Raw genomic sequence first — 23617 nt, forward strand, 5'->3', positions numbered from 1 at the left:
TCACTTTTTCTTAATCAATTTAAAAGATTGCTCTTTCCCATTTTGAATAATTTTTAAAATGTATACGCCTATGGACAAGCTACTTCCATTAAGTTCTAAATTATAAGTTTCGTTTCCTGCGTACATGGTTATATTATTACTAGTTATTGAGCGTCCTAAAATATCATATAGCGTATAATCTAGAGGTATACTTTCATCCAAAGCAACCAATCTTAGGGTGATATTATCAACAAATGGATTTGGGTAAACAGATGCATTAAAACCATCTTCTTCATCAATAACTAAAAAAGGATCGGTTATAGAAATTTTTAGTTCACTTAAGCCATAGCAGTTTCCTCCATAATTTGAGTTTGGTGTAACTAAAACATATCGCGCTTTTACGGCATTAAAATCTGGTCCTTCATCACCTTCGTAGGTTGATAATCCAGATGCTTGTTCCATATTAAATTCGCCTAGGTTCGTCCAAGTAACACCATCTAGCGAGTAATCTAAATGAAATGCGTTAATTCCAAAATTTAAATTTTTAGGCTCGTTAGCATTCCAAAATTTAGTTTCATTTAAAACATAATCATAACCTAAATCGTACATAATCCAATGTGTTTCTCCGTAGGATGCTATTGGATTTTGAGATACTTCACAAGACACCCAACCGTCGTACCAACTTGTGCTATGTCTGTCTGGGTAGCATTGTGATTGTATGAATTGAATACTCAAAACAGCAAGTAGCAATATGTATATATTTTGTGTTTTCATCATGACATATTCATAAAACCTAATGGAGGAACACTAGAAGTTGTATCGTAAAAGTTTGAAATATTAGGAAGTACCGTTGTAAGTTCTGATGCTGGAACACCAAACCATAAAGCTAATTCTGCCATATATAGATCGGCAGAAGTAGTTGGAATAATTATACTACCATCAAAAACAAGATCGCTATTTAATGCTAAACTGGGGTAATTTCCATAAATTTCTTTTCCATTTACTGCACCTCCCATCATAAATGCATTTCCGCCCCAAGCGTGATCTGTTCCATTACCGTTTGAGGTTAATGTTCTTGCAAAATCTGAAACACTAAATGTAGTTACACAATCATTTACATTTAACTCTGTCATGACATCATTAAAATATTTTAGTGCTGTATTGACTTCTGCTAGTTTGTTACTTTGATTAATTAAAAGCTCATCATGATGGTCCCAGCCTCCAATTTGCACAAAAAATATTTGCCTAGAGAATCCTAAAGTATCTCTTGAGGCTATCGTTTTTGCTACCATATTTAATTGAGCAGCCAAATTATTATATTCTGGAAGTTGTGTGTTAAAACTTGAAATAGCATCAACAGCAGCTTGAAATTCTAAATTAGCATCATTAGATTTTTTAATAGTGCTTTTATAAGCATTTTTAAAAACATCTTGATAATCTCTTTCTAGCATGGTATTTAAAGCAGTAGTTTTAAGGGTGTTAAAATGCCCAGATTCTCCATAACCATTAATGCCAATACTGCCATTATTACTAATGGTATAAGGAATAATATCATCACCACGCTGAAAAATGTTACTACCTCGTAAAGAGATATTCATTGAAATATTTTGGTTGGAATTCATAGATTGAACTAAATCTGCAATTTTTCCACCCCAACCAGTATTTGTTCTTTCATGTGGTCGTCCAGTTTGCCATTGCTGTATTTGGTCGGCATGCGAAAATAACCCTAAAGGTGTTTTAACAGCACCACTTTGTATATCTGTTTTTGTAGATGGCTCAATAAGGGTTCCAACGTTTGAAAGAAATGCCAAATTACCACTCTCAAAAATTTGTTGCATATCTGGCATGGATGGATGTAAACCAAAAGTTCGTCCATCTGAAGTATTAGGGTTTATTTGTAAAACATCATTTTGTGGAATTGCTAAATTTGATCTTGTGGTTGCATATTCGTTATATTCAGTATTTCCTTTTGGGATTAGCATGTTAAACGAATCATTACCTCCTCCTAATAGAACACATACCATAGCTTTGTAATCGCCACCAAGAGTAATAAGTGATGAGTTATTCATGGCAGTTGCAGCCATGGCTTTTAGGTTTATTAAAGACGAAAATAATGTTGTATAGCCTAGGGCAGCACAAGAGTCTCCAATAAATTTTCTTCTAGAAATATGTTTTTTATGCTTTGTCATTTGGGGTTATTTAAGGATGGTGTAATCTGGACTTATTAATATAAGATATAAAGCCATTTTTACTCTTAAATCGGTATATTGAAAATCTTCATTCCAGTCATTTACAATGGGGTCTACAGCATTTATTATAAGTTGTTTTGTTTCGTTTGATAATTGTCCACGAGTAAATAGTTTGTCTAATTGGTTAATGAGCACTTCACTATCTTTTGCATAATATTTTAAAGCTTCAAAATCTAGAGGTCTGCCTTCCATTTCCAAATCCCAAGTATCTAGAATTGAATAATATTGTGGAAAGGTCCATAAATTGACTTCATTTATATAATCAATACTAGTTGCAGAATTGTGTATTTCAAATTCTGGACCTACTAAATTAGCACTTGTAAATTCTGAATTAGGTACGTAAGCTGGTAAGAAAAAATTGAATACATGTGGTGCTGCTAAAGGAGATTGTCCTGTGGCTTGATAAAAATTATAGCTAATGTTCCAGTTTTCACTCGTTTCATTATCTAAATCAAGCTGTCTGGCTACATTAAAGTAACGAAGCATAGGTTCAATTAGTTTACCGCCAGAGGGGTTATCTATCCAACTGCAACTTCTAGCTTCTTCATCTAATAAAATGGTTTTTATAACAGCTTTCATATCTCCTCGAACACCTTTTGTATTATTAAAAGCAGAACTTACTCTAGATATATATGCTGATGAAGGGTTCGATTTTACTAATTGTTGAATAAGACGTATCGCTATAAACGGACCAACATTTTGATGATTAAACAAATTATCAATAGCAGAATCGATGTCTTGCATTCCTGACTGCCCACTTGGTACTACTTGATCGTTAAGTAAACGTTTTTCGCCAGGTTCATGAAATTCATCATACATAACCATAGGGATATCTTTTACAGCCAAATAGTGGCCTACACCAAAGCGAGTTGTTACACCCCAAGGATTCTCCATGACATCAGCAGGGCCAAGACCTGTGAAAATTTTTGCAAATTCTTTTATGTCAGCATTATTATAAGTTGGAATACGGTCCCCATTACCATCTAAAACATAGCTTCCATTTTGGTTTAACTCATAAAGGCCTATAGAGAATAATTGCATAATTTCTCTGGCAAAATTTTCATCAGGATGTGTATTTTCTTCTGGATTACTTTTTGGGTTGTTATAATGACTTAAATAAATGCCCATCATTGGGTGTAATGTTATTTCTCTAAGTATATTTTTGAAATTCCCAAAAGCATTATCTTTTAAAACATCGTAGAAATCTCCTAAACCTACACCATAATCACCAATATTAGAATTTCTAGATATTACAATAATTTCACTTAACGCTAAGGCAATTCTTTGTCTAAGTAAGTCTTGGTTACCAATATTGCTTTCCCACCATGCATATTGAAAGTGAGGCCAATAGGGGCCAAAATAATCATCTTCATTACCACCGTTTGTTACAAACCTATCAAGAGCTTTATCGTAAACGGTTTGAGTTAATTCGCCCATTGATGGGGAGTCTAAATCAAATTGATTATCAATCCAATCTTCAAATGGGTTTTCAGCAACTGTTTTTATATAATCTAAGTCAGTTCCAAAAGTTGCTTGTGCCAAAAAACGAGATGTTTCTAATAAACGTCCATCTAAACCAGTCCCATTTATTGTGTTTTCACCGCTGGCTGTTTCATTCCAATTTAAACGATTTTCTTGACTACTAGAGGTAACTGTAATACCATTGCTATGGCCAGCACCCAAATAGTCACTATATTCTTGCGAAAAGAAACAAATAGGAAACCATAAAAAAAGGTAGAGTATGGGTTTTTTCATATTACAATCTTTTAAAGCTGTTATTTGTTATTGTAGGTTAATAAGACAACTTGGGAGTCAAATTTAGTTAAAAATCAGTTAATTGGTGTAATTTTTCGATAAACGGTAAATTCACTTTATATTAACATTATTAATTCATTTTTATTGTTTACTTTGAATTTTAAATTTAATTATGATTAAAATTAAGCCTGCTACAGCAACTTTACATTATTCTCTAATAGAAACCTTAGCAGATACTATTTGGCGCGAACATTATATTCCTATAGTAGGAAAACCTCAAATTGATTATATGCTTGATAAATTTCAATCTGTAATGGCCATTGAAAAGCAAGTTGAAGATGGTTTTGAGTATTTCTCAATATTTTACAATGGAACTCTCGTTGGCTATATTTCAATAAAACAAGAAACTAATGCCTTGTTTTTAAGCAAAATTTATGTTTTAAGTTATTATAGAGGAAAAAAGATTGGGAAAACGGCAATGGAATTTATAGAGCAGAAAGCTAATATCTATCAATTAAAAAATATCAGATTAACAGTAAACATTAACAATACAAATTCTATAAAAGCTTACGAAAAAATAGGCTTTAAAAATGTTGGACCTTTAGTTACAGATATAGGAAACGGATTTGTAATGGATGATTATGAGATGGTTAAATTAGTTAGAAGTTAGAAAATTGTAGTTTTCACTATTCATCCTTCAATAACCTCCCTGTACTCCTCAAAAAAAGCTTCAAATAAACTCATATTTTCATTGAAGAATTCCATAACATCTCGCCATGAGTTTTTGTTATGTATAGATACTTTTTGTTCTAAAGGCAAGTAGATTCTAGAAATTTCTTTTTTATTATCCAAAAAATATTCTTCTTCAAAAATGGCATCAGGAAGATACTCATCTAGTAGAATAGATTTTAAAGCCAAAAGTTTTTCCCAGTATTTAATGCGATTTTCTAGGTCATCTTCTAAATCTAATACAACTGAAGCGGAGCGATTATCAAAATGAAATTTAAAACTTAAACCTTTCAGTTTTGTATTGTATAAAATCCATTTCCGTGGAAACGATTTTCCGAAACTAGTCCAAAATTCTTGTCGTAAAAGTCTCGATTCTTCTTTAGAGAACATTTCTTTGTTTTTGGTTACTAGTTACTAGTTATTGGGAGTCAATCAACCAATAACAAATAACCATCAACTAATAATTATATCAAATAAGCAATTCCAACTCCAAGTATAATCGAAACAAACTTCGATAAATTAAACTTATGCCCCTCTCCACTTTCAAATAAAATGGTAGTAGAAATATGAAAAAATATACCAATTACAATCGCATTTATGCTATGTGTAAAATCGATGCTTAAATTTGAGGTGTTCGAGAAATAAGTTCCTAAAGGCGTCATGGCAGTAAAAACGGCTAAAAAGGCTATAATCTGTATGTTACTGAATTTAGACTGAAATAAAAACATGCTTATTAATGCAGCAATAGGTACTTTATGGACTAAAACCCCATAAATCATATCGTTATGCTGGTGTATAGGGAAACCTTCTAAAAAACTATGAATACACAAACTAATAAATAACAACCACGGAAAAGTAGTTTCTTGTTTATGTATATGTACATGCCCATGTTCCGCACCCTTAGAGAATAATTCTAAAATAATTTGCAACATAATACCACACATAATAAGCAATCCGGTAAGCTTGGTATCTAAGTGATTATAAACCTCAGGCAATAATTCAAAAAGTGTAAGCGCCAATAAAAAAGCGCCACTAAAAGAGAGTAGGAGTTTAGTATTCCAGTTTTTTTTATTTTTAGATAGCTTGGCTATAATTACACCTAAAATAACCGCGTATACAGGAAAAAGAAATTTATTCATTCAAAAAACTATTCAATTTTAAAACCATTCAATAATAATCAGTAACAGTAATGATAATTAAACATCAATTAACAGTGATAATAATTAAATGTCGATTTATCGACTTATTTAAAAATCATTACTAAACGTTCCGATGTTTTGGCATTAAACTTATTCAGTTTATAATCGCCAAAAACATCTAATAAGTATACATCAGCCTGTTCAAAAAGCGATTCAAAATCAGCTAAAGTAAACCCGCGCACGCGTTCTTGGAAATTGTACAACTTATCATCAGCTGTAAAAGTAATATCTTTTATAATATATCCGTCCTCAACATAACGTTTTAAATGGAAATCAATATCATCTACCGTTTTTACCTCTTCAGGTACCAAATTATCAATTACAAACTCACTATTCATAAAATCAATAACCCCAAAACCAAAGTCGTTTAATTCCGCTTTAATCGCTTTTATCGTGTTTAAATTATCCGCCTCATCCTCAAAATACCCAAAGCTGGTAAATAAATTAAAAACCGCGTCAAACTGTTTGTGGTATGGCGTACACATATCATGAACGGCAAAGTGTAAGCGGTGGTTTTCAAACTGTTTCGCAAACTCTATACTATTGGAGCTTAAATCTACGCCCGTTACATCATACCCCATTTTATTAAGGTATAAAGCATGTCGCCCCTTACCGCAAGCCAAATCCAGAACAGTACCACCATCCGGAATATTTAAGTAGTCTGTAAGCGTATCCATAAACGCATGCGCCTCGGTATCATCCCTGTCCTTATATAAAATGTGGTAAAATGGCGTGTCAAACCAAGAAGTAAACCAAGTAGTAGTGTTGTTAGTCATAAATTTTTTTTGGGGTTACCCCCGAGAAATGTTCGGGGGTCAGGCTTTCCGCTACAAGTCCTCGCACCAAAAAAAGGTGCTGTGGGCTTTCCACTTCAATCCTTAACCCGAATTATCAATAAACTTTACGTTTGCCGCAAAATTACGTTATTTTTGCAACCTATTAGAAGTAGACGTAAAAAATGGGAGAAAATTTCAATATGGTTGCCAAAACCCTTTTTGGCTTTGAAGATTTATTGGCAAACGAGCTCACACAATTAGGCGCCATGCATGTTAAAAAAGGCATTCGTGTCGTGTCTTTCTCTGGCGATAAAGGATTTATGTATAAATGTAATTTAGGATTACGTACGGCAATAAAAATCTTAAAACCCATCCATTCATTTAACGTTAATAGCGAGCAAGATTTATACAATAAAATCTATGCTATGGATTGGAGTAAATACCTAAAACCAACAGGCTCTTTAGCAATCGATGCAACTATACATTCCGATTTATTTTCGCACTCGTTATACATAGCCCAAAAAACAAAAGATGCCATAGTCGATAAATTTAGAGACACAGACGGGCAACGCCCAAATGTAGATTTAAAATTCCCAGACCTTAAAATAAATGTGCATATCGACAGACGAAAGTGTACCATATCTTTAGATTCTTCTGGAGATTCGCTACATAAACGTGGTTATAAAACCGCAACCAATATTGCACCAATAAACGAAGTTTTAGCCGCAGGCTTAATTATGCTTTCGGGTTGGGATGGGCAAACCGATTTTATGGACCCCATGTGTGGTTCGGGAACCATGCTTATAGAAGCCGCCATGATAGCCTGTAATATACCACCAAACCTCATGCGAAAAGAATTTGCTTTCGAGCGTTGGAACGATTGGGATGTCGAGCTTTTCGAGAAAATTGAAGAATCGCTACTTGGTAAAACACGCGACTTTCATCATAAAATTATAGGCTACGATAAAGCACCAAGTGCCGTATCAAAAGCCATAGAAAATGTAAAAAACGCTCAACTAGACGATTTTATAGAAGTCAGACACGAAGATTTTTTTAAAACTAGAAAGCCAGGCGAAAATAAACTCCATATGGTATTTAACCCGCCTTACGGTGAGCGTTTAAGTATCGATATGGAAAAGTTTTACGCTAACATTGGCGATACCCTTAAACAAAACTACCCAGGTACAGATGCTTGGTTTATTACCTCAAACCTAGATGCTTTAAAACATGTAGGTTTGCGTCCATCAAGAAAAATACACTTATTCAACGCGAAATTAGAATCGCGTTTAGTAAAGTATGTCATGTATGAGGGGAGTAAGAAGGGTAAGTATATGAAATAATTCCTGCGGAGGCAGGAATCTCATCAATCGAAACGTCATTACGAGGCACGAAGCAGTCTCAAAAATTTAACGTCATTACGAGGGAAGAATGACCGAAGTAATCTCATGATTATAACTAAAAGTGAACAGATTGCCACGTCGTAAAAACGCCTCGCAATGACATTAAGTTAAAACAAAGGCAAACGCTCAAATTGAGCAATTAAAAACAACTTTCCACAAGCACGCGCATCAGATAAGGCATCATGATGTTTTAAAGCAATATTATGCACTTTACAGCAGGCATCTAACTTAGCAGGTTTATAGCCTTTTTTACGGTATATTTTAAGTGTACATTCCCAACGCTCTTGCATAATTAAGTCCGATTGTGGGATGTTGTAATCTTTCATGGTTTTTAGTAAAACCGTTCTGTCAAAAGACTCGTTATGCGCTACTGTAACCATACCAGAAATACGTTTTTTAATTTCTGGATATACGCCTTTAAAGTTGGGCGAAAACCGAGTGTCGTCTTCTGTAATACCATGCACTTGTTGGTTGTGCCAATTGTAATCGTTATTTGGCGGTTGTATTAAAGCATGAAACTCGTCTACAATAACACCATCTTTAAACGTTACAATACCCACAGAACAAATATGATGACCTTTTGCGGTCTCGAAGTCTATAGCAGCAAACGTGTTTGACATGATTTGGGTTTTTTGAGCAAAGTTACGGGTTTATGTTTGTAGTTTGGTTTTAATATTTAATGTGCTATTTTATAAATAATTGTTTGACGCCACTAGTTACAAACTAGCGGTAGCGGGGGTGCTTTCGTTATTTTTTGATTTTCTTATTTATTTCCTTTTGAATAATATCTATTCCCATGAGTAAATCTTGTAAACTTCTAGTGCTTAGTCTTTCTGAAAAGTTTTTCCAAGCGTGCATATTTTCCCATCCTAAAATTATTTCTCTTCTATTTTCATCTGTAACTAATAGAGACTTTAAATCTTTTTGTTTAGCAACCCTTTTTTGTAAATCCAAGTTTCCAAACAGTGATAATGTTCTCTGCATAATATTATTTTTTTGAAGGTCGTTTTTAGTCTGATTTGACTTAATAGAATTTTGAAAGTTTTTTAAATCAATTAATTTATTTCGTATATCAGAAGGAATAAGTGATATTTCTCCACTATTTTGAAGAGATTCCATTGTATTAGAATTAAAAATTATAGGTCGAGAATTTATATTTAAGTTAAGTAATTTCTCATAAACATCTATTAGTGTTAGGTTACTTGAATAAAATTCTTTTTGATAACTTTCGTATTCCTTTCTCCGTTTATTGAGAAGTTCAATTGTTTTTACAGAAAATTCTTTATCCTTTTTCAAGTCTTCTAACAATTGCTGATAATAGTCCTGCTTTTTTACTTCTAGTTTATTGTTTTCATTCCAATTATTAATTTGTAATGCGATTAAAATTCCTATTACCACAAGGATAATCTCTCCAATAGCATACTTAAAATACTTTGCGCTTTTGTTTTCCATAAGTAAGTTTTGGCGAATTTTTCTAAAGAATTTCATAATTGGTTATTGGTTGGTCATAATGAAGCACAACTTTAATGATATGACGTTGTTTTAATGACTTATATCAGTCGATAAGCGAAGTTAGAATTATCCCACTAAAAAAGCAATACGTATTTGCACGTAATTATTAACAATTATGATTATAACATTAACAGATTCGTATCTTTCAAAAAAAAGAAACCCATGCCCTTCAACCACATTTTCAAAGCCAAAGTAAACTGGCAATTAGGCACTAACGAAACCACCCAAAACCCAAAAGGTTTTAGTAGAAACCATGTGGTAACTATAGCTAACAAAAAAACACCTTTAGAGGTTTCGGCAGCAAAACCATTTAGAGGCGACGAGACACTTTATAATCCAGAAGATTTGCTGTTATCTGCCCTGGCATCTTGCCACATGATGTCGTATTTATACGTTTGCGCGCAACACAATATTGAGGTTTTATGTTATGAAGATAACGCTGAAGCCATTTTAGAGGTTGAAGGGTCGGGTAGTGGGCGTTTTAAAAAAGTAACTTTAAACCCTGTGGTAACTATCAAGGATGCTTCAAAAAAGGAACTGGCTAAAACGCTACATGCTAAAGCTAATAGTTTATGTTTTATTGCTAATTCTTGTAATTTTCCTGTGGAGCATTATGCAGAAATAGTTATTGACTAGAGTTAGTGGTAAGTGGTTTGTGGTTTGAAGATTTGCTTTGGCGGATTTGCCCGCGTTAAGGATAGTAGTGGCATCCTTTTTAAAAGCGGGAAACTATAAATTTGTGTTGTAACTAGACTTTGACAGATTGCCACGTCGCTCACGCTTCGCAATGACTTTTAAAAAGATATAACGGATAGCCCGACCCCTTGTGGGTAACGCCCAAATTATAAGAGTTAATTATGAACAGATTGCCGCGTCATGCTTCCTCGCAATGGCAACTAATAACTACTTAACCTTTTTGTAAAGCGGAATTCTATAAGCCAGAAAGTAACTGTAACCGGCACCAATGGCGCCGCTATCGTAAGTTTTACCAAACCCCGGAATATAAACATTCTCAAAATTATTAGGTATAGTTTCGCTTACAGCTATTTTTAATTGCACATTTAACCCTATGTACAAGTTATTAAATAATTCGGCTTTAAGGCCTAATATAATTTCTGCCCAAAATGCTGTAAGCCCAGTAATTTCTTGTTTGGCAGTTGATGTTAATTGAGGTGCCCAAAATTGGTCTATACTGTACACTGCAAAACTATTTAAATCATGACTAAATGTACTTGCTCCAACACGAAAACCTGCATAAATCATGTTATCCATGTTTAGCCAATTTTCATACATATTTAGGTCTATACCACCTTTTATATAACTACCTTTGGTTGTAATGTTTAAATAATCGTTAATGGTGTTTTTTTCTTCAATTCCAATTTCGCCAGCTATATATAGTTTTTCTTTTAAGCGATAATCTGCCATAATTTCAAAACCAGTATAGGTGTCATCCAAAAAGGTTCTGGCAAGTCTACCAATATCGGTACCAACACGAAGGCCGTACTTTAGTTTAATTCTATTGGAATCATTGGCCGAACTGTCTATACTTTTATTCTGTGAGTTAGCAGACACACAAAATAATATCAAGCATATTAATGTACTAATGCGATATATTAAAGTGCGCTGTTGTTTCATCTTCTACAGATTGGTTATCGGTTAATGGTTGTCTAGAAAGCATCCAGTTATCACCATCATCAACAATGGTTAATGTTACGTTTTTAAAAATAGTTTTAAAACCACAAGCTCGCGATACGTATACTTGCTCACGACTGTAGTTTATTTCTATACGGTCTTGATTTCCTTCTATAAAATCATCACTAGTATCATCTGGGGTGTCATTGTCGTTTTCCTTAGCGTTACTAATAATAGTAAATTCTGTTGTGTTGTCAGTTGTTTTTAGGGGTAAAATAAGATTGCTAGTATTTGTTAAATAATAACCAGGTAAAACGGCATTATCATCACCTCCAACAACCACTATGTCAAAAACATTTTTTTGGATATCAGAATCTGTAGCATCTAGAAAATCTATAATTAATCTGGGTGTTGTTGGGGTTGCATCCGGACAAATATCATCCCGTTCGCAACTATAGTTTCCAACTATAATAAGAATTATAATAAGTAGGCTTATTTTTTTCATGAATTTTTTTGTGTATGCGTTTATTTGTTTAGCTGAGACTTCCTCAAAGCATTTGGCATAGTCGTTATTTTTTTAAACTTATTTCTGACTAATATATAATCATTTTCAGAATTAAATTTTAATTGATGATATTTTATTTTTATGTGCAATAAACAAATTAACTTTTTATAAACGAATCAACTTTTTACCGTTTTTCAAGTAAAACTACATTTTCCACATGAAACGTTTGCGGAAACATATCTACAGCTTGGGTTTTTATAACTTTATATGTGGCATCCATTAAGGCTAAATCTCTGGCTTGAGTGGCACTATTACAACTTACATAAACCACGCGTTTTGGCGCTATGTTTAATATTTGTTGTACCACGTCTTTATGCATACCGTCTCTTGGTGGATCAGTAATAATAACATCGGGTTGCCCATGAGTTTCAATAAATACATCATTAAAAACCTGTTTCATGTCTCCAACAAAGAATTCAACGTTATTAATATTATTTAATTGTGCATTTTCTTTGGCTGCTGTAATAGCATCTGGTACAGACTCTACACCAACTACTTTTTTAGCTTGTTTTGAAACAAACTGAGCAATGGTTCCGGTTCCGGTATATAAATCGTAAACCAATTCATCTCCTGTTAATCCAGCGAAATCTCTGGTGATTTTATACAATTCAAAAGCTTGGTTGGAGTTGGTTTGGTAAAAAGACTTCGCGTTTATTTTAAATTTTAAACCTTCCATGTCTTCAAAAATATGGTCGGCGCCTTTGTAGCAAATTACGTCTTGATCGTAAATAGTATCGTTTGCTTTTCCGTTTATAACGTATTGTAATGATGTTATCTGAGGAAAGGTTTCTGTAATAAAATCAAGTAATAATTCGCGTTTAGTTTTATCTTCTTTAAAAAACTGAATCATCACCATAATATCACCAGTAGTAGATGTTCTTATCATCATGGTTCTTAATAATCCGGTTTGATTTCTGGTATTAAAGAATTCTAAATCGTTATCAATGGAAAACTGCTTAACGGCATTTCTAATAGCGTTAGAAGGGTCTGCTTGTAAATGACATTTTTTGACATCTAAAATCTTATCCCACATACCAGGAATATGAAATCCAAGAGCGTTTCTATCACCTAAATCTTCATCAGATTGAATTTCTTCAAGGGTTAACCAACGGCTATCACTAAATGAAAACTCCATTTTATTTCTATAGAAGTATTGTTCAGCAGAACCTAAAATAGAAGTAACTTCTGGAAGCTCAATATGTCCAATTCTAGTTAAGTTATTGGTAACTTCTTTTTGCTTGTAAAATAATTGATGCTCGTAGGTCATGTTTTGCCATTTGCAACCACCACAGGTTCCAAAATGCTCGCAAGCAGGCTCTGTTCTTTTGTCCGAAAGTTTATGAAAAACCGTTGCTTTACCTTCGTAATACGCTTTTCGCTTTTTAAAAGTTTGTACATCAACCACATCACCAGGTACCGCATTTGGTAAAAAAATTACTTTTCCGTCAGGCGCTTTTGCTACCGTTTTTCCTTTGGCACCAGCATCAATAACTTCTACGTGCTCAAAAACTTGTTTTCTTTGTTTACTTCTTCTAGACATGCTGCAAAAATAATAATAGCAACAGATTAATTGTAGGTAAATAGAATTATCTTTAAAAAACTTCAAAATAAAATGAACCTTTTTATTTTTTTACGGTCTTTAGAGTATAATGCAAGTTGTAAACATCCATAAACGAACAATTAATCAACCCAAAGCTAAAGTGGTTACTTTGTTGGGAACACTATCAATAAAATACGATAAAGTTTGGCCTAAAGATAAATGGCCCGCAATGCGATTTAAAAATGGATTGAAGGTAGGAGAGAAAGGCGGACATGGAATAATAAGATATACCGTTGAAACTTATGATATTGGAGAACAGATAGTGTTTAGATTTTTGAAACCTAAAGGATTTAATGGTATTCATAAATTTGAAATTAAAGCGATTGATGCTAAATCAACAGAAGTGAAGCATAGCATTATTATGAAAACTGAAGGATTAGCAACATTAAAATGGATTTTTGTAATACGATGGTTGCATGATGCGTTGATTGAAAATGCTTTTGATAGGATTGAGAACAATTTTTTAGAGACTAAGACATTTACGAAATGGACTTTTTGGGTGCGTATTTGGAGATATATTTTAAAATAAGTGAAGAAAAAAAAATTAGATAGCGATTTAGTTTTAGCATTCCAATCAGGGGATAAGAGTGCATTAAACCAATTAGTAAAAAAATGGCACAAAACCTTTTGTGAGAAAGCGTATTGGTTGGTTAAAGATGCCGATGTTGCTAAGGATATTGCTCAAGATTCTTGGACAGTAATAATAAATAGAATAGAAGCTTTAAACAAACCAGAAAGCTTTGGGAGTTGGGCATTACGGATTGTGTGCAACAACGCTATAGATTGGTTAAATAAAAATAAAAGACAGAAAAAACACAAAGAACAAATAAAATATGAACAAGAAACAGTAGCTATTCAAAAGCCTTTAGATACCAATTCAGAAATAAAATTGAAGCTTTTAGAGGCGTTTAAGCAGTTGCCCAAGCATCAACAAGTGGTTGTAAAACTGTTTTACACGGAATCTTATTCATTGAAAGAAATTAGTGTAATGCTTAACATTTCTGTAGGAACAGCAAAATCAAGATTATTTCACGCCAGAGAAAAATTAAAACAACTTTTAAAAACATAGAAATTATGAAAACAAATCAAGACGATATTGACAAATTAATAAAGGAGACATTAACAGAAGAGGAAGCTAAATTTTATGATGATTTAGATGAGCAAAACGTTTTGCAAATGGTTTGGGGATTGTTCAAAGGAAAAAATAAGTGGATTATGTATATGATGAATTTTATGACTTTAGTATTTTTCGGTTTATTCATATATTGTCTAGTGCAATTTTTTAATTCTGAAGTTACTTTTGATATGATAAAATGGGCAACAGGAAGCATAGTTTTTTTACTTGGTGTTAGTATGCTTAAGGTTTTTGCTTGGATGCAAATGGATAAAAACGCATTATTACGAGAAATTAAACGTCTGGAAATACAAGTGTCTTCGCTATCTGGTAGAATGTCTGAATAATATTTTTTGAAGCAACTAATATTTACTAGATTTGTCCCTCCTAGGGATGATTTCTTTCCCACGCTGAATTTTCGTCCCGATAGCTATCGGGATTCTCGAAAGGATAAAGGTAGATAAGGAATGGTTATTTTATTAATTTAAAACAAATTAAAATGGCTGTTTTAGACCAATTAACTTCGCAACAAGCGATAGATTTAGAAAATGAGTATGGTGCACACAATTACCATCCATTACCTGTTGTGTTAAATAGAGGAGAAGGTGTGTATGTGTGGGATGTAGAAGGTAAAAAGTATTACGATTTTTTATCGGCATATTCTGCAGTAAACCAAGGACATTCTCATCCAAAAATAGTGAATGCTATGGTGCAACAAGCGCAAACATTAGCGTTAACTTCCAGAGCATTTTATAATGATATACTAGGAAAATACGAGAAATTTGCTTGCGAATTTTTCGGATTTGACAAACTTTTACCAATGAATACTGGTGCAGAAGCTGTAGAAACGGCTTTGAAACTTTGTAGAAAATGGGCCTATGAGGTAAAAGGTATCGATGAAAATAGAGCTGAAATCATTGTTTGTGAAAACAATTTCCATGGGAGAACAACAACTATTATTTCGTTTTCAAATGATCCTGTAGCTAGGAAAAATTTTGGACCGTATACCAATGGGTTTATTAAAATTGAATATGATAACCTAAAGGCTTTAGAAGAAACTTTAGAAAATAATCCTAACATTGCTGGTTTTCTTGTGGAACCTATACAAGGCGAAGCGGGTGTTTATGTGCCTAGTGATGATTATTTAATAAAAGCTAAAGCACTGTGTGAAAAGTACAATGTATTATTTATTGCTGATGAAGTACAAACTGGTATTGCCAGAACAGGACGTTTATTAGCAACTTGTGGAAACTGTTCATGTGAAAATAAAAACTGCTCAGACGTACCAGATGTAAAACCAGATGTTTTAATTCTAGGTAAAGCTATAAGTGGAGGCGTATATCCTGTTTCTGCAGTTTTAGCAAATGATAGCGTTATGAACGTTATAAAACCTGGAAACCACGGAAGTACTTTTGGCGGTAATCCTATAGCGGCGGCTGTTGCAATGGCAGCACTTGAAGTTATTAAAGACGAAAAACTTGCAGAGAATGCATTTAAACTGGGTAACTTATTTAGAAGTGAATTAAATAAATATATAAAGACTAGTAGTATTGTTAAACTTGTTAGAGGTAAAGGGTTACTTAACGCTATAGTGATTGATGATGAGGAAAGTGATACCGCTTGGAATATTTGTTTAGCATTACGCGATAATGGGTTATTAGCAAAACCAACGCACGGCAATATTATTCGTTTTGCACCGCCTTTGGTTATGAACGAAGAGCAATTGTTAGATTGTGTTAACATAATTATTAAAACATTAAAACAATTTAAAAAATAAATATGGAAGAAAAATCAGCTTTTGAAAGTTTTCAATTAGAAGTAAGTACAGAGATTAAAGGTTTTTTAAAAGAAATATCGAAATGGGCCTATTTTTTATCAATACTTGGTTTTGTAGGTATAGGCTTTATGGTTTTGGGAGGTATTGGCTTTAGCATGTATTCTGGATTTAATCAATTTGGAGCTGAAACGGCTTACGGATTGGGTTACTCTACCAGTATTGGACTATTTTATATACTTATTGCGTTAGTTTATTTTTTTCCAGTATTATACTTGCTAAAGTTTGCAAAAAATATGAAAAGAGCATTGCATTCTGATAATAATGAAAACTTTAATAAAGCGTTTTTAAATTTAAAGTCGCATTATAAATTCATTGGTATTTTTTCCATCGCAATTATTGGACTTTATATTCTTACCATAATAGGAGTAGTTTTAGGTACTTCATTTTTTTAAAATGATAAATAATTTTAGGTTAATAAAAAAAGCTCCAATTAATTGGAGCCTTTTTTATATTTAATTATTGATTTTGATATTGTTCCATCATTTCTTGAGATTGTCTCATAATTTCATCCCATCCAATTGTCGAAATTTGGTAAATAGTGTAAATAAGATATAAGATGTTTATCACTAATATCACTAAAGCTACAGTTTTTGCTGTGTCCATTGCTTTTACACTAGCTGTGTCAAAGTTTTCAGGATTAAGTTTTACTTCTTTTAGTTTGCTAGTTGCTATAAAAAATGCAATTCCAGCTAGTATAAATCCAAAACCGCCAACACAGCAGCATAATAGACCTAAAATAGCTAATACGTAAACAAGAGTTGGATTGAGTTTTTGTTGTTCCATGAGTGATTTTTAATTAATTATTTTAATAATATAACTTGTAATAATTGTTGCAACCGTTATGGTGGCTAGAACACTAATTATTTTATTTGAATGTTTAAATTTAAAGAAAATATTTATCCCGATGAATAAAAATAAAGTAATTAAACTATAAATAGCTGGGTATATTTGAAAAGCTGCAACAAATTCACCTTGAAAAATTAATGAGATAGACCGTTGTAAACCACAACCCATACATTCAAAACCAAAGAGTTTTTTATTTAAACACGGTAGCATGTACTCTTCCATAATATTGTAAAACGAATAGTGTATAGCTAAAATACTAAAAGTGAATTAAGAAAATAGTAACCGTAATTTTTAATTTCTGTTAGCAATTACAATTTTTTTGTTGAAGACTTGATTATTCTCTATGTCAATTTTAACAATATAAACCCCATCGCTAAGTGATTTTGTTGAATAGGTACGTTTTCTTTGGTCTGAAGATGTATAATCCATCATAACTTGTTTTCCAGAAACATCGAATAAACTAAATGTTTTAATAGTTAAGTTATTTGGATTTATTAGTTTTAACTGAGAAATTCTATTGTTTTGGAATATTTTGAAATCGTCAAAAATATTTTCTGTTATGCTCAATGCTTCACTCTGTTTAAAAGTAACCTCAAAACGATTATTATAAACACCAGAGTCTAAAGTAATATTAAATGCGCCGCTTTTAATATCTGTATAGGTGTTGTTTTCACTATCAAATAAGTAAATTTCCACATGTTCTGGAACATCTTTTAACTTGTTTATTTTTATGCTAAACTCTGTATTGTCAGTTGCAGCTTTTAACCCTAAAGATAATCTTGTTGTATCATTATAATTAATGGATTTAATTACGAGTTCTTTTTCGCTGGATATTAAATAGGCGTCCGAGGCTAATTCATTTATATTTTGACCATCATAAAACTTATTATATACATCATTATCAGGTGTACCTTCTCTAAATGCTATGACGTTTTCTTTATAAAATGTATTGTTAATATGAGTATGTAACCTTATTTCCGGAACTATCTTTGGGTTTTCAAAAATGACATTATAATCAACTCCGTTATGAGACATTGGAATTATTTTTTTTGAGACTTTAACACCTTTTGATTTGTCATTTTTAGCAAAAATAGAACCATCGCCACCTATAGTTGAATCTTCAGGATAATAAACTCTCATGGAATTATCAAAAATTACATTACCTCCTCCAGAAATAACATCACTTTGTACCACGAAACCTTGGCCAATTGCTGCGTAGCGTCTTTGGTTATTTCCACTAAAATCGGTAGTATTCCCAGAAGTAGTACCGCTTGTGGTGCCGTTATTATTGTAGGCTTCAAAGGGAGCTACAGTATATGTTCCATTGTCTGAGAAAGGAGGGGTTATATCACCTGGAATATAAACACCATAACCACCTTCATAATCAGCTAAGTAATGCGAATTTTTCACTTTTTGTTCCCAGAAAAATATTTCACCACTTAAACTTGTCTGATTCGTTACTGAGTTTGCATAAAACAGCTTTAAATCTAATGCAGATGGGTAAGGGTTGCCTGTTAAAGTTGCAACTGAATTGGGGGTTCCTGATGGTTGATTATCGGTTCCATCAAAAAGGCAACTAACTGTAATAGTGCCATTATTTGGCCTACCTCTAAAATCTAAAACATTATTTGGGTTAGGGCTTCCTTTTAAGGTAAAGCCGTAGCCTGTTTGGGCATTTCCGGCATTATAAATTTGATTCCAACTATAATAACCTTCAGCGTCGCGTAAGGTGTACATCCAATAATCAGAAAGTTCAGTTGCGGTACCATCGTATGCACTTGTATACAAATATGCAGTACTGTTTACGTTTGTTAAATCTGTATGATCGGCAGGGTCGTGAATATTAGTTCCGTTAAAATCAACATTAGCTTGTGCAGTACCGTTTACTGAAACACCAACGGGAGAACAAAAGAAGTTGTATTCGTAAATACCTGTATTTTGATTTTGATAGATTGAAAGTTCGCCTAAATCAGAATTTTTCGAGTCTGTATTTTGAATAAGTTGGGCATCTCCCCTAAAGTAAAGGTTTGATGTTGCTGTTTCAAGTCTAATGTCATCATTAACAAAAACGACCACATCTCTAGCATACAAATAGCTATTATCAGCAACATATAAATCTTGGGTATAAGCAAGATTATAAGTAAAAATAAATAAGACAAAAATTCTTTTAAACATAGACTTATGAAGTCGAATTTATTCCGCAAATATATGTTTTTATTTCTAAATAATGCAATTTATCGTATTTAAATGCATTTTAACGATAAATTGTTTTGTAATTCTTTAAAAGAAAGACACTAGTAAAACCAATTTTTAGCGTAATTTGCAGACCATATTATAACACATTAGTACATGAAATATGTAAACTACATTTTAATTATAGTTGGCGCTTTTATAGCGATGTATGCTAAAACTGGAACAGATCAAAATCAATATATTCTTATAGGTGGTATAATTATACTTGTTGTTGGGATTTATAGAATATCTCGAAATATACCAAGCAGACACAACAATGAGGATGATAATAATTCTGAAAATAATTAATTATGGCAATTAATCTAGGAGATTATGTTCTGGTATTAGATGAAGATTTATCTGGAGTTGTTAATAATATAAAAGGCGATACAATTTCTATTGAAACAGAAGATGGTTTTTTATTAGATTTTCGTGCTAATGAATTAGTTGTAAAGGATAAGAAAGAATCTATGGCTACTCAGATTTTCTCAAAATCTAGTATAGACGCTGTTGTTTCTGAAAAAGAAGTCCCAAAAAGAAAAAACCAACCAAAAGTAAAAGCTAAAGATAGATATGAACCTACTATGGAGGTCGATTTGCATATCCATCATTTAGCTAAATCTTATAAGGGTATGTCTAATCATGAGATGCTCACGCTCCAGCTTGATACCGCAGTACATAAGCTTGAATTTGCTATTAATAAGCGCATCCAAAAAATAGTTTTTATACACGGTGTGGGCGAGGGTGTTTTAAAAATGGAGTTAGAGTACTTATTTGGGCGTTACAATAATATAAAATTCTACGATGCCAATTACCAAAAATATGGATTAGGGGCTACAGAGGTTTATATTTATCAAAAGACCTCTAATAATTAAGGAAAATCTGGAGTTTCAGTTCTGGTATCTGTTGTTGTCCCATCTTCTAAAACACCAAAATCAAAACTGTCTTGAGATAATACTACTAAATCAAAATTAGAAAGTGTTAAGGTTACCACGTAACTTTGAGTTATAGTATGCTCTCTGTATGCAGTGGCGTTAACAGTATTAGCAATATCTGGATTTAAATAATCGGCCAATTCACTTACAGTAAAATCGTTTGCTGGATTTTGGTCTTGACTATCATTTTCTTCATCTCTTGTATTAATACCGTCACCATCATCATCATCATCTAAATAGTCTGGGACTCCATCGGCATCTGTATCTTGTGCATCACTTAAATCGCCATCTTCATTTGGATCTGGATCTTCGTTTTTAGTTAAAATATTATCACCATCATCATCAGCATCAATATAATCAGGTAAGCCATCGCCATCTGTATCTTGTGCATCATCAAAATTACCATCTCCATTTGGGTCTTGGTTCTCTAATTCAGCAGGAATGCCATCACCATCATCTTCAATTAATTCTGTTCTTAACAAAGCACTACCACTAGTACTTTCTATGTCTTGAGTTATATTAACTTCAGAGTTTGGTATAGTATTGCAAAACAAGTCACTTGGTAAAGAAGTATCGCTATAAGTACGATAATTAAAAGGGTTTGTTGAGCTTATTGTATACGTTTTTTCAAATACGCCAGTATCATCAACTTCAAAAATATCTTCTAGAGAAACATTATTTAATAATAGTGATAAAGATTCAGAAGGGTCGTCTTTAGTTTTATAAAAAACCAAATCATTTGCACCTTCACAGGCTTCAAAAGTATCATCAAAATCTAATTCAACTGTAATAATATCTCCATCATCACAGGAGTTAAGAAGTACTAAGTTTAAAATTAAAAAAGCAGAAAATAACTTACGCATCGCATTTGGGTTTTAAGCAAAAATAATAGAATTGTTAATTATAACGGTTGTTATTGATAATAATTTTATTTCAAGTATTTTTGGGGATTAAAGCCATTAGTTTATTTAATGGTTTTATTTTAAATATATGGTCTAATGAAGTCAGTTTATTTTGATAATGCAGCAACTACCCCAATACGTAATGAGGTCATTGATGCTATATCTGAAATTATGAAAACTAATTTTGGGAACCCTTCGTCTTCTCATAGTTTTGGAAGAGCTTCAAAGGCTTTAGTTGAAAAATCAAGAAAAGCAATAGCAAGTTGTTTAAATGTTTCTGCTGGCGAAATTATTTTTACGTCTGGTGGTACAGAAGCTGATAATTTAGTTTTGAATAGTGCTGTGAAGGATTTAGGAGTTGAGCACATAATTACATCTAAAATTGAGCATCATGCTGTTTTACACACCGTTGAAAAACTTCAGATTGAAAATAATATTAAGGTAAGTTATGTAAATATTATGCCTTCTGGCGAAATAGATTTAGAGCATTTAGAGCGTTTTTTAGAGTCAGATTTAAAAACATTAGTTACACTTATGCATGTAAATAATGAAATTGGAAACCTTCTAGATCTTAAAAAAGTTACTGATTTATGTAAAGCGAATGAGGCACTTTTCCATACTGATGCAGTACAATCTGTTGGGCATTATAAAATAGATTTACTGGATATTCCAGTGGATTTTTTAGCAGCATCTGCTCATAAATTTCATGGACCTAAAGGTGTTGGATTTGCTTTTATTAGAAAAAACTCAGGATTAAAACCATTAATTGTGGGTGGGGAGCAGGAACGTGGTTTACGTGCTGGAACAGAAAGTATCCATAATATAGTGGGGATGGAAGTTGCTTTAAAAACCTCTTATGATGTTTTAGATGAAGAGACTCATTATGTGAAAACATTAAAGCACTATTTTATTGATGAAATAAAAAAAAGCATACCAAGTGTAAAATTTAATGGACTTTCTGAAAGTTTAGATAAAAGCACATATACACTTGTTAATATATGTTTACCTATTTCTCCTAAAAAGGCTGCTATGTTATTATTTCAATTAGATTTGAAGGGTGTTGCCTGCTCTAAAGGTAGTGCTTGCCAAAGTGGAAGTTCTCAAAAATCTCATGTGTTATCTGAAATTTTGAATGATGACGATTTAGAAAAGCCATCTATTCGGTTTTCATTTAGCATATTTAATACTAAAGAAGAGGTTAATTATGTGATTAATGTTTTAAAGGGATTTATTTAATTATTACAATTACCAGACTGAATGTCCGAAACTGTTGGGTTATAGGCATTATACTGAATCTTTACAATTCCGTAAGAACCAGTAGTAAATAAGTTTTGTAAAGCGCAAAAATCTTTTAACTTGGTATTAGGATAAGAGCTAACTCCCCAATACATTCCTATACTTAAAATGTCAGCAGAGATTAAATTATTTAAACCTTCTAGAGAAGTTAAAGAGTTATTATTTGCAATCATTAAATCATCTATCATTGTTAATGAATTTAAACCATTTAGAGTATTAAGCGATTGATTGCTTAATATTATTAAATTTTCTTTTACATTTTCTAAGTTACTCAGAGCATTAAGATTTTTTAGCGAAATATTATTTTCAATTGTGAAATATCCATGAATATGTTTCAAATTATCTAAGCCTTTTAATGAAGCTAAATTTATATTGTTAATTATTTTAATGCCCAAACCATCGTCACTAATTTGAGTTAAGTTTTCGAGCCCTTCTATCGATGTTAATGACTCATTGTCGTTTATGTCTAAAGAAATTAAGGAAGAAGAAATGTTTTTGAATTTAGGTAAGTTTTTTAAACTGTTACAGTAGGCAATTGAAAAATAAGATTTAATATGCGAGTTTTGAATTCCATTTAAGGATTTTAGTTTCGGATTAAAACTAAAACCAAAGCCTCTAGTTAAACTTAAATTTGATAAACTAGATATGTCTTCTAAATAACTGTTTTTATCTATATGTATCAGTCCTGATGAAGTTAAGTTTTCAAGACCTTCAAGAGACTTTATATCTGTTTTGTGTATAGTTAGACCACCCAAATTATCATTTGCTAACGAGTTAACTATGTGTTTAAGATTCCTCAAGCTTTTCAAACTAGTGATTGGGTCTTTTGAGTTTTCACCGTTTATATACAAGCCTCCATCTATGGAAGTATAACACATGTTTCCAAAATCGTCAACTTCTTTCTGCGTGCTTAATGTAATCCCTACTATAGTTCCTTCTCCTTTGATGGTACCATTATCACAAGAATTGATAGAGGTGTTTTCATCTCCACCAGAAGTACATGAATATATGATAAATATTAAAAAATATAATGTGGATGTATATTTCATATTTTTAATT

At 32.4% G+C, this 23617-nt stretch carries 27 protein-coding genes; 11 read left to right on the plus strand and 16 right to left on the minus strand.

All coding sequences use genetic code 11. The features are described 5' to 3' along the window. The 3 genes from Q0870_RS06375 to Q0870_RS06385 are packed head-to-tail and all read right to left on the minus strand — an operon-like array spanning position 1 to position 3983. Complete coding sequence (locus tag Q0870_RS06375; protein ID WP_298553495.1) at positions 1-756, minus strand: T9SS type A sorting domain-containing protein; 756 nt, start codon at positions 754-756, stop codon at positions 1-3. After that, positions 753-2168 (minus strand): DUF1501 domain-containing protein, encoded by a 1416-nt coding sequence (locus tag Q0870_RS06380; RefSeq protein ID WP_298553497.1) that lies wholly within the window; start codon positions 2166-2168, stop codon positions 753-755. Before Q0870_RS06380 ends, Q0870_RS06375 begins: the two co-directional genes overlap by 4 nt. A 6-nt stretch (positions 2169-2174) precedes the next feature. Then, complete coding sequence (locus tag Q0870_RS06385) at positions 2175-3983, minus strand: DUF1800 family protein (RefSeq protein WP_298553499.1); 1809 nt, start codon at positions 3981-3983, stop codon at positions 2175-2177. A 172-nt stretch (positions 3984-4155) separates the two neighbouring features. On the opposite strand from Q0870_RS06385, the gene Q0870_RS06390 reads away from it, so the two are divergent. Further along, positions 4156-4653 (plus strand): GNAT family N-acetyltransferase, encoded by a 498-nt coding sequence (locus Q0870_RS06390; RefSeq protein ID WP_298553500.1) that lies wholly within the window; start codon positions 4156-4158, stop codon positions 4651-4653. A 20-nt stretch (positions 4654-4673) separates the two neighbouring features. Here Q0870_RS06390 and Q0870_RS06395 read toward each other — a convergent pair whose 3' ends face one another. The 3 genes from Q0870_RS06395 to Q0870_RS06405 form a co-directional block, all read right to left on the minus strand. After that, positions 4674-5102 carry a DUF4268 domain-containing protein gene (locus Q0870_RS06395; RefSeq protein WP_298553501.1) on the minus strand — a complete coding sequence of 143 codons (429 nt, stop codon included), beginning with the start codon at positions 5100-5102 and terminating at the stop codon, positions 4674-4676. Positions 5103-5176: 74 nt separating this feature from the next. Then, positions 5177-5851, minus strand: coding sequence for a ZIP family metal transporter (locus tag Q0870_RS06400; RefSeq protein WP_298553502.1), 675 nt, complete (start codon positions 5849-5851; stop codon positions 5177-5179). 104 nt (positions 5852-5955) lie between these two features. Beyond that, the gene (locus tag Q0870_RS06405; protein WP_298553503.1) at positions 5956-6687 is read right to left on the minus strand and encodes a class I SAM-dependent methyltransferase; all 732 of its coding nucleotides are present in this window, start codon (positions 6685-6687) and stop codon (positions 5956-5958) included. A 182-nt stretch (positions 6688-6869) separates the two neighbouring features. Between Q0870_RS06405 and Q0870_RS06410 the strand changes: the two genes are divergently transcribed. Further along, positions 6870-8027 (plus strand): THUMP domain-containing protein, encoded by a 1158-nt coding sequence (locus Q0870_RS06410; protein WP_298553504.1) that lies wholly within the window; start codon positions 6870-6872, stop codon positions 8025-8027. A 167-nt stretch (positions 8028-8194) separates the two neighbouring features. On the opposite strand, the gene Q0870_RS06415 is transcribed toward Q0870_RS06410, so the two are convergent. Continuing rightward, positions 8195-8707, minus strand: coding sequence for a 3'-5' exonuclease (locus Q0870_RS06415; RefSeq protein WP_298553505.1), 513 nt, complete (start codon positions 8705-8707; stop codon positions 8195-8197). A gap of 127 nt (positions 8708-8834) precedes the next feature. Beyond that, on the minus strand, positions 8835-9539 hold the full coding sequence (locus Q0870_RS06420) for a DUF6090 family protein (protein ID WP_298553506.1): 705 nt from the start codon (positions 9537-9539) through the stop codon (positions 8835-8837). A gap of 222 nt (positions 9540-9761) precedes the next feature. Between Q0870_RS06420 and Q0870_RS06425 the strand changes: the two genes are divergently transcribed. Then, complete coding sequence (locus Q0870_RS06425; RefSeq protein ID WP_298553507.1) at positions 9762-10235, plus strand: OsmC family protein; 474 nt, start codon at positions 9762-9764, stop codon at positions 10233-10235. Positions 10236-10502: 267 nt separating this feature from the next. Here the strand turns inward: Q0870_RS06425 and Q0870_RS06430 are convergent, their stop codons facing one another. The 3 genes from Q0870_RS06430 to rlmD all read right to left on the minus strand — a co-directional run bounded on the left by Q0870_RS06430 (position 10503) and on the right by rlmD (position 13336). After that, the gene (locus tag Q0870_RS06430; RefSeq protein WP_298553508.1) at positions 10503-11171 is read right to left on the minus strand and encodes a DUF6048 family protein; all 669 of its coding nucleotides are present in this window, start codon (positions 11169-11171) and stop codon (positions 10503-10505) included. Between the two features lie 28 nt (positions 11172-11199). After that, complete coding sequence (locus Q0870_RS06435; protein ID WP_298553509.1) at positions 11200-11736, minus strand: DUF6452 family protein; 537 nt, start codon at positions 11734-11736, stop codon at positions 11200-11202. Between the two features lie 184 nt (positions 11737-11920). Continuing rightward, positions 11921-13336, minus strand: a complete 1416-nt coding sequence (rlmD, locus tag Q0870_RS06440; protein WP_298553510.1) for a 23S rRNA (uracil(1939)-C(5))-methyltransferase RlmD — start codon at positions 13334-13336, stop codon at positions 11921-11923. Positions 13337-13445: 109 nt separating this feature from the next. Here rlmD and Q0870_RS06445 point away from each other — a divergent pair, with 109 nt between their 5' ends. From Q0870_RS06445 to Q0870_RS06465, 5 genes are all read left to right on the plus strand, one after another. Then, entirely contained in the window at positions 13446-13925 is a 480-nt protein-coding gene (locus tag Q0870_RS06445) for a hypothetical protein (RefSeq protein ID WP_298553511.1), read from the plus strand. After that, on the plus strand, positions 13926-14465 hold the full coding sequence (locus tag Q0870_RS06450; RefSeq protein ID WP_298553512.1) for an RNA polymerase sigma factor: 540 nt from the start codon (positions 13926-13928) through the stop codon (positions 14463-14465). Positions 14466-14470: 5 nt separating this feature from the next. After that, positions 14471-14857 (plus strand): DUF6768 family protein, encoded by a 387-nt coding sequence (locus Q0870_RS06455; RefSeq protein WP_298553513.1) that lies wholly within the window; start codon positions 14471-14473, stop codon positions 14855-14857. Between the two features lie 152 nt (positions 14858-15009). After that, a complete protein-coding gene (rocD, locus tag Q0870_RS06460; protein ID WP_298553514.1) occupies positions 15010-16287 on the plus strand; it encodes an ornithine--oxo-acid transaminase in 1278 nt (425 codons plus the stop codon). Between the two features lie 2 nt (positions 16288-16289). Beyond that, positions 16290-16739, plus strand: a complete 450-nt coding sequence (locus tag Q0870_RS06465; protein WP_298553515.1) for a DUF5362 family protein — start codon at positions 16290-16292, stop codon at positions 16737-16739. Positions 16740-16803: 64 nt separating this feature from the next. Here Q0870_RS06465 and Q0870_RS06470 read toward each other — a convergent pair whose 3' ends face one another. The 3 genes from Q0870_RS06470 to Q0870_RS06480 all read right to left on the minus strand — a co-directional run bounded on the left by Q0870_RS06470 (position 16804) and on the right by Q0870_RS06480 (position 19368). Beyond that, on the minus strand, positions 16804-17130 hold the full coding sequence (locus tag Q0870_RS06470; RefSeq protein WP_298553516.1) for a CCC motif membrane protein: 327 nt from the start codon (positions 17128-17130) through the stop codon (positions 16804-16806). 9 nt (positions 17131-17139) lie between these two features. Next, the gene (locus Q0870_RS06475; RefSeq protein ID WP_298553518.1) at positions 17140-17415 is read right to left on the minus strand and encodes a DUF2752 domain-containing protein; all 276 of its coding nucleotides are present in this window, start codon (positions 17413-17415) and stop codon (positions 17140-17142) included. Between the two features lie 69 nt (positions 17416-17484). Further along, positions 17485-19368, minus strand: a complete 1884-nt coding sequence (locus Q0870_RS06480; RefSeq protein ID WP_298553519.1) for a T9SS type A sorting domain-containing protein — start codon at positions 19366-19368, stop codon at positions 17485-17487. A 174-nt stretch (positions 19369-19542) separates the two neighbouring features. On the opposite strand from Q0870_RS06480, the gene Q0870_RS06485 reads away from it, so the two are divergent. Further along, entirely contained in the window at positions 19543-19734 is a 192-nt protein-coding gene (locus Q0870_RS06485; protein ID WP_298553520.1) for an LPXTG cell wall anchor domain-containing protein, read from the plus strand. 2 nt (positions 19735-19736) lie between these two features. Then, positions 19737-20300, plus strand: coding sequence for a DNA mismatch repair protein MutS (locus Q0870_RS06490; protein ID WP_298553521.1), 564 nt, complete (start codon positions 19737-19739; stop codon positions 20298-20300). On the opposite strand, the gene Q0870_RS06495 is transcribed toward Q0870_RS06490, so the two are convergent. Continuing rightward, positions 20297-21223, minus strand: a complete 927-nt coding sequence (locus Q0870_RS06495; protein ID WP_298553522.1) for a hypothetical protein — start codon at positions 21221-21223, stop codon at positions 20297-20299. The genes Q0870_RS06490 and Q0870_RS06495 overlap by 4 nt on opposite strands. Before the next feature lie 135 nt (positions 21224-21358). On the opposite strand from Q0870_RS06495, the gene Q0870_RS06500 reads away from it, so the two are divergent. Beyond that, complete coding sequence (locus tag Q0870_RS06500) at positions 21359-22498, plus strand: cysteine desulfurase family protein (protein WP_298553523.1); 1140 nt, start codon at positions 21359-21361, stop codon at positions 22496-22498. On the opposite strand, the gene Q0870_RS06505 is transcribed toward Q0870_RS06500, so the two are convergent. Next, positions 22495-23607: a hypothetical protein gene (locus Q0870_RS06505; RefSeq protein ID WP_298553524.1), complete on the minus strand. Its 1113-nt coding sequence runs from the start codon at positions 23605-23607 to the stop codon at positions 22495-22497. The genes Q0870_RS06500 and Q0870_RS06505 overlap by 4 nt on opposite strands. Between the last annotated feature and the right edge of the window lie 10 nt (positions 23608-23617).

Origin of the sequence: uncultured Algibacter sp., assembly GCF_947487575.1 — a bacterium.
Taxonomy (GTDB): domain Bacteria; phylum Bacteroidota; class Bacteroidia; order Flavobacteriales; family Flavobacteriaceae; genus Algibacter_B.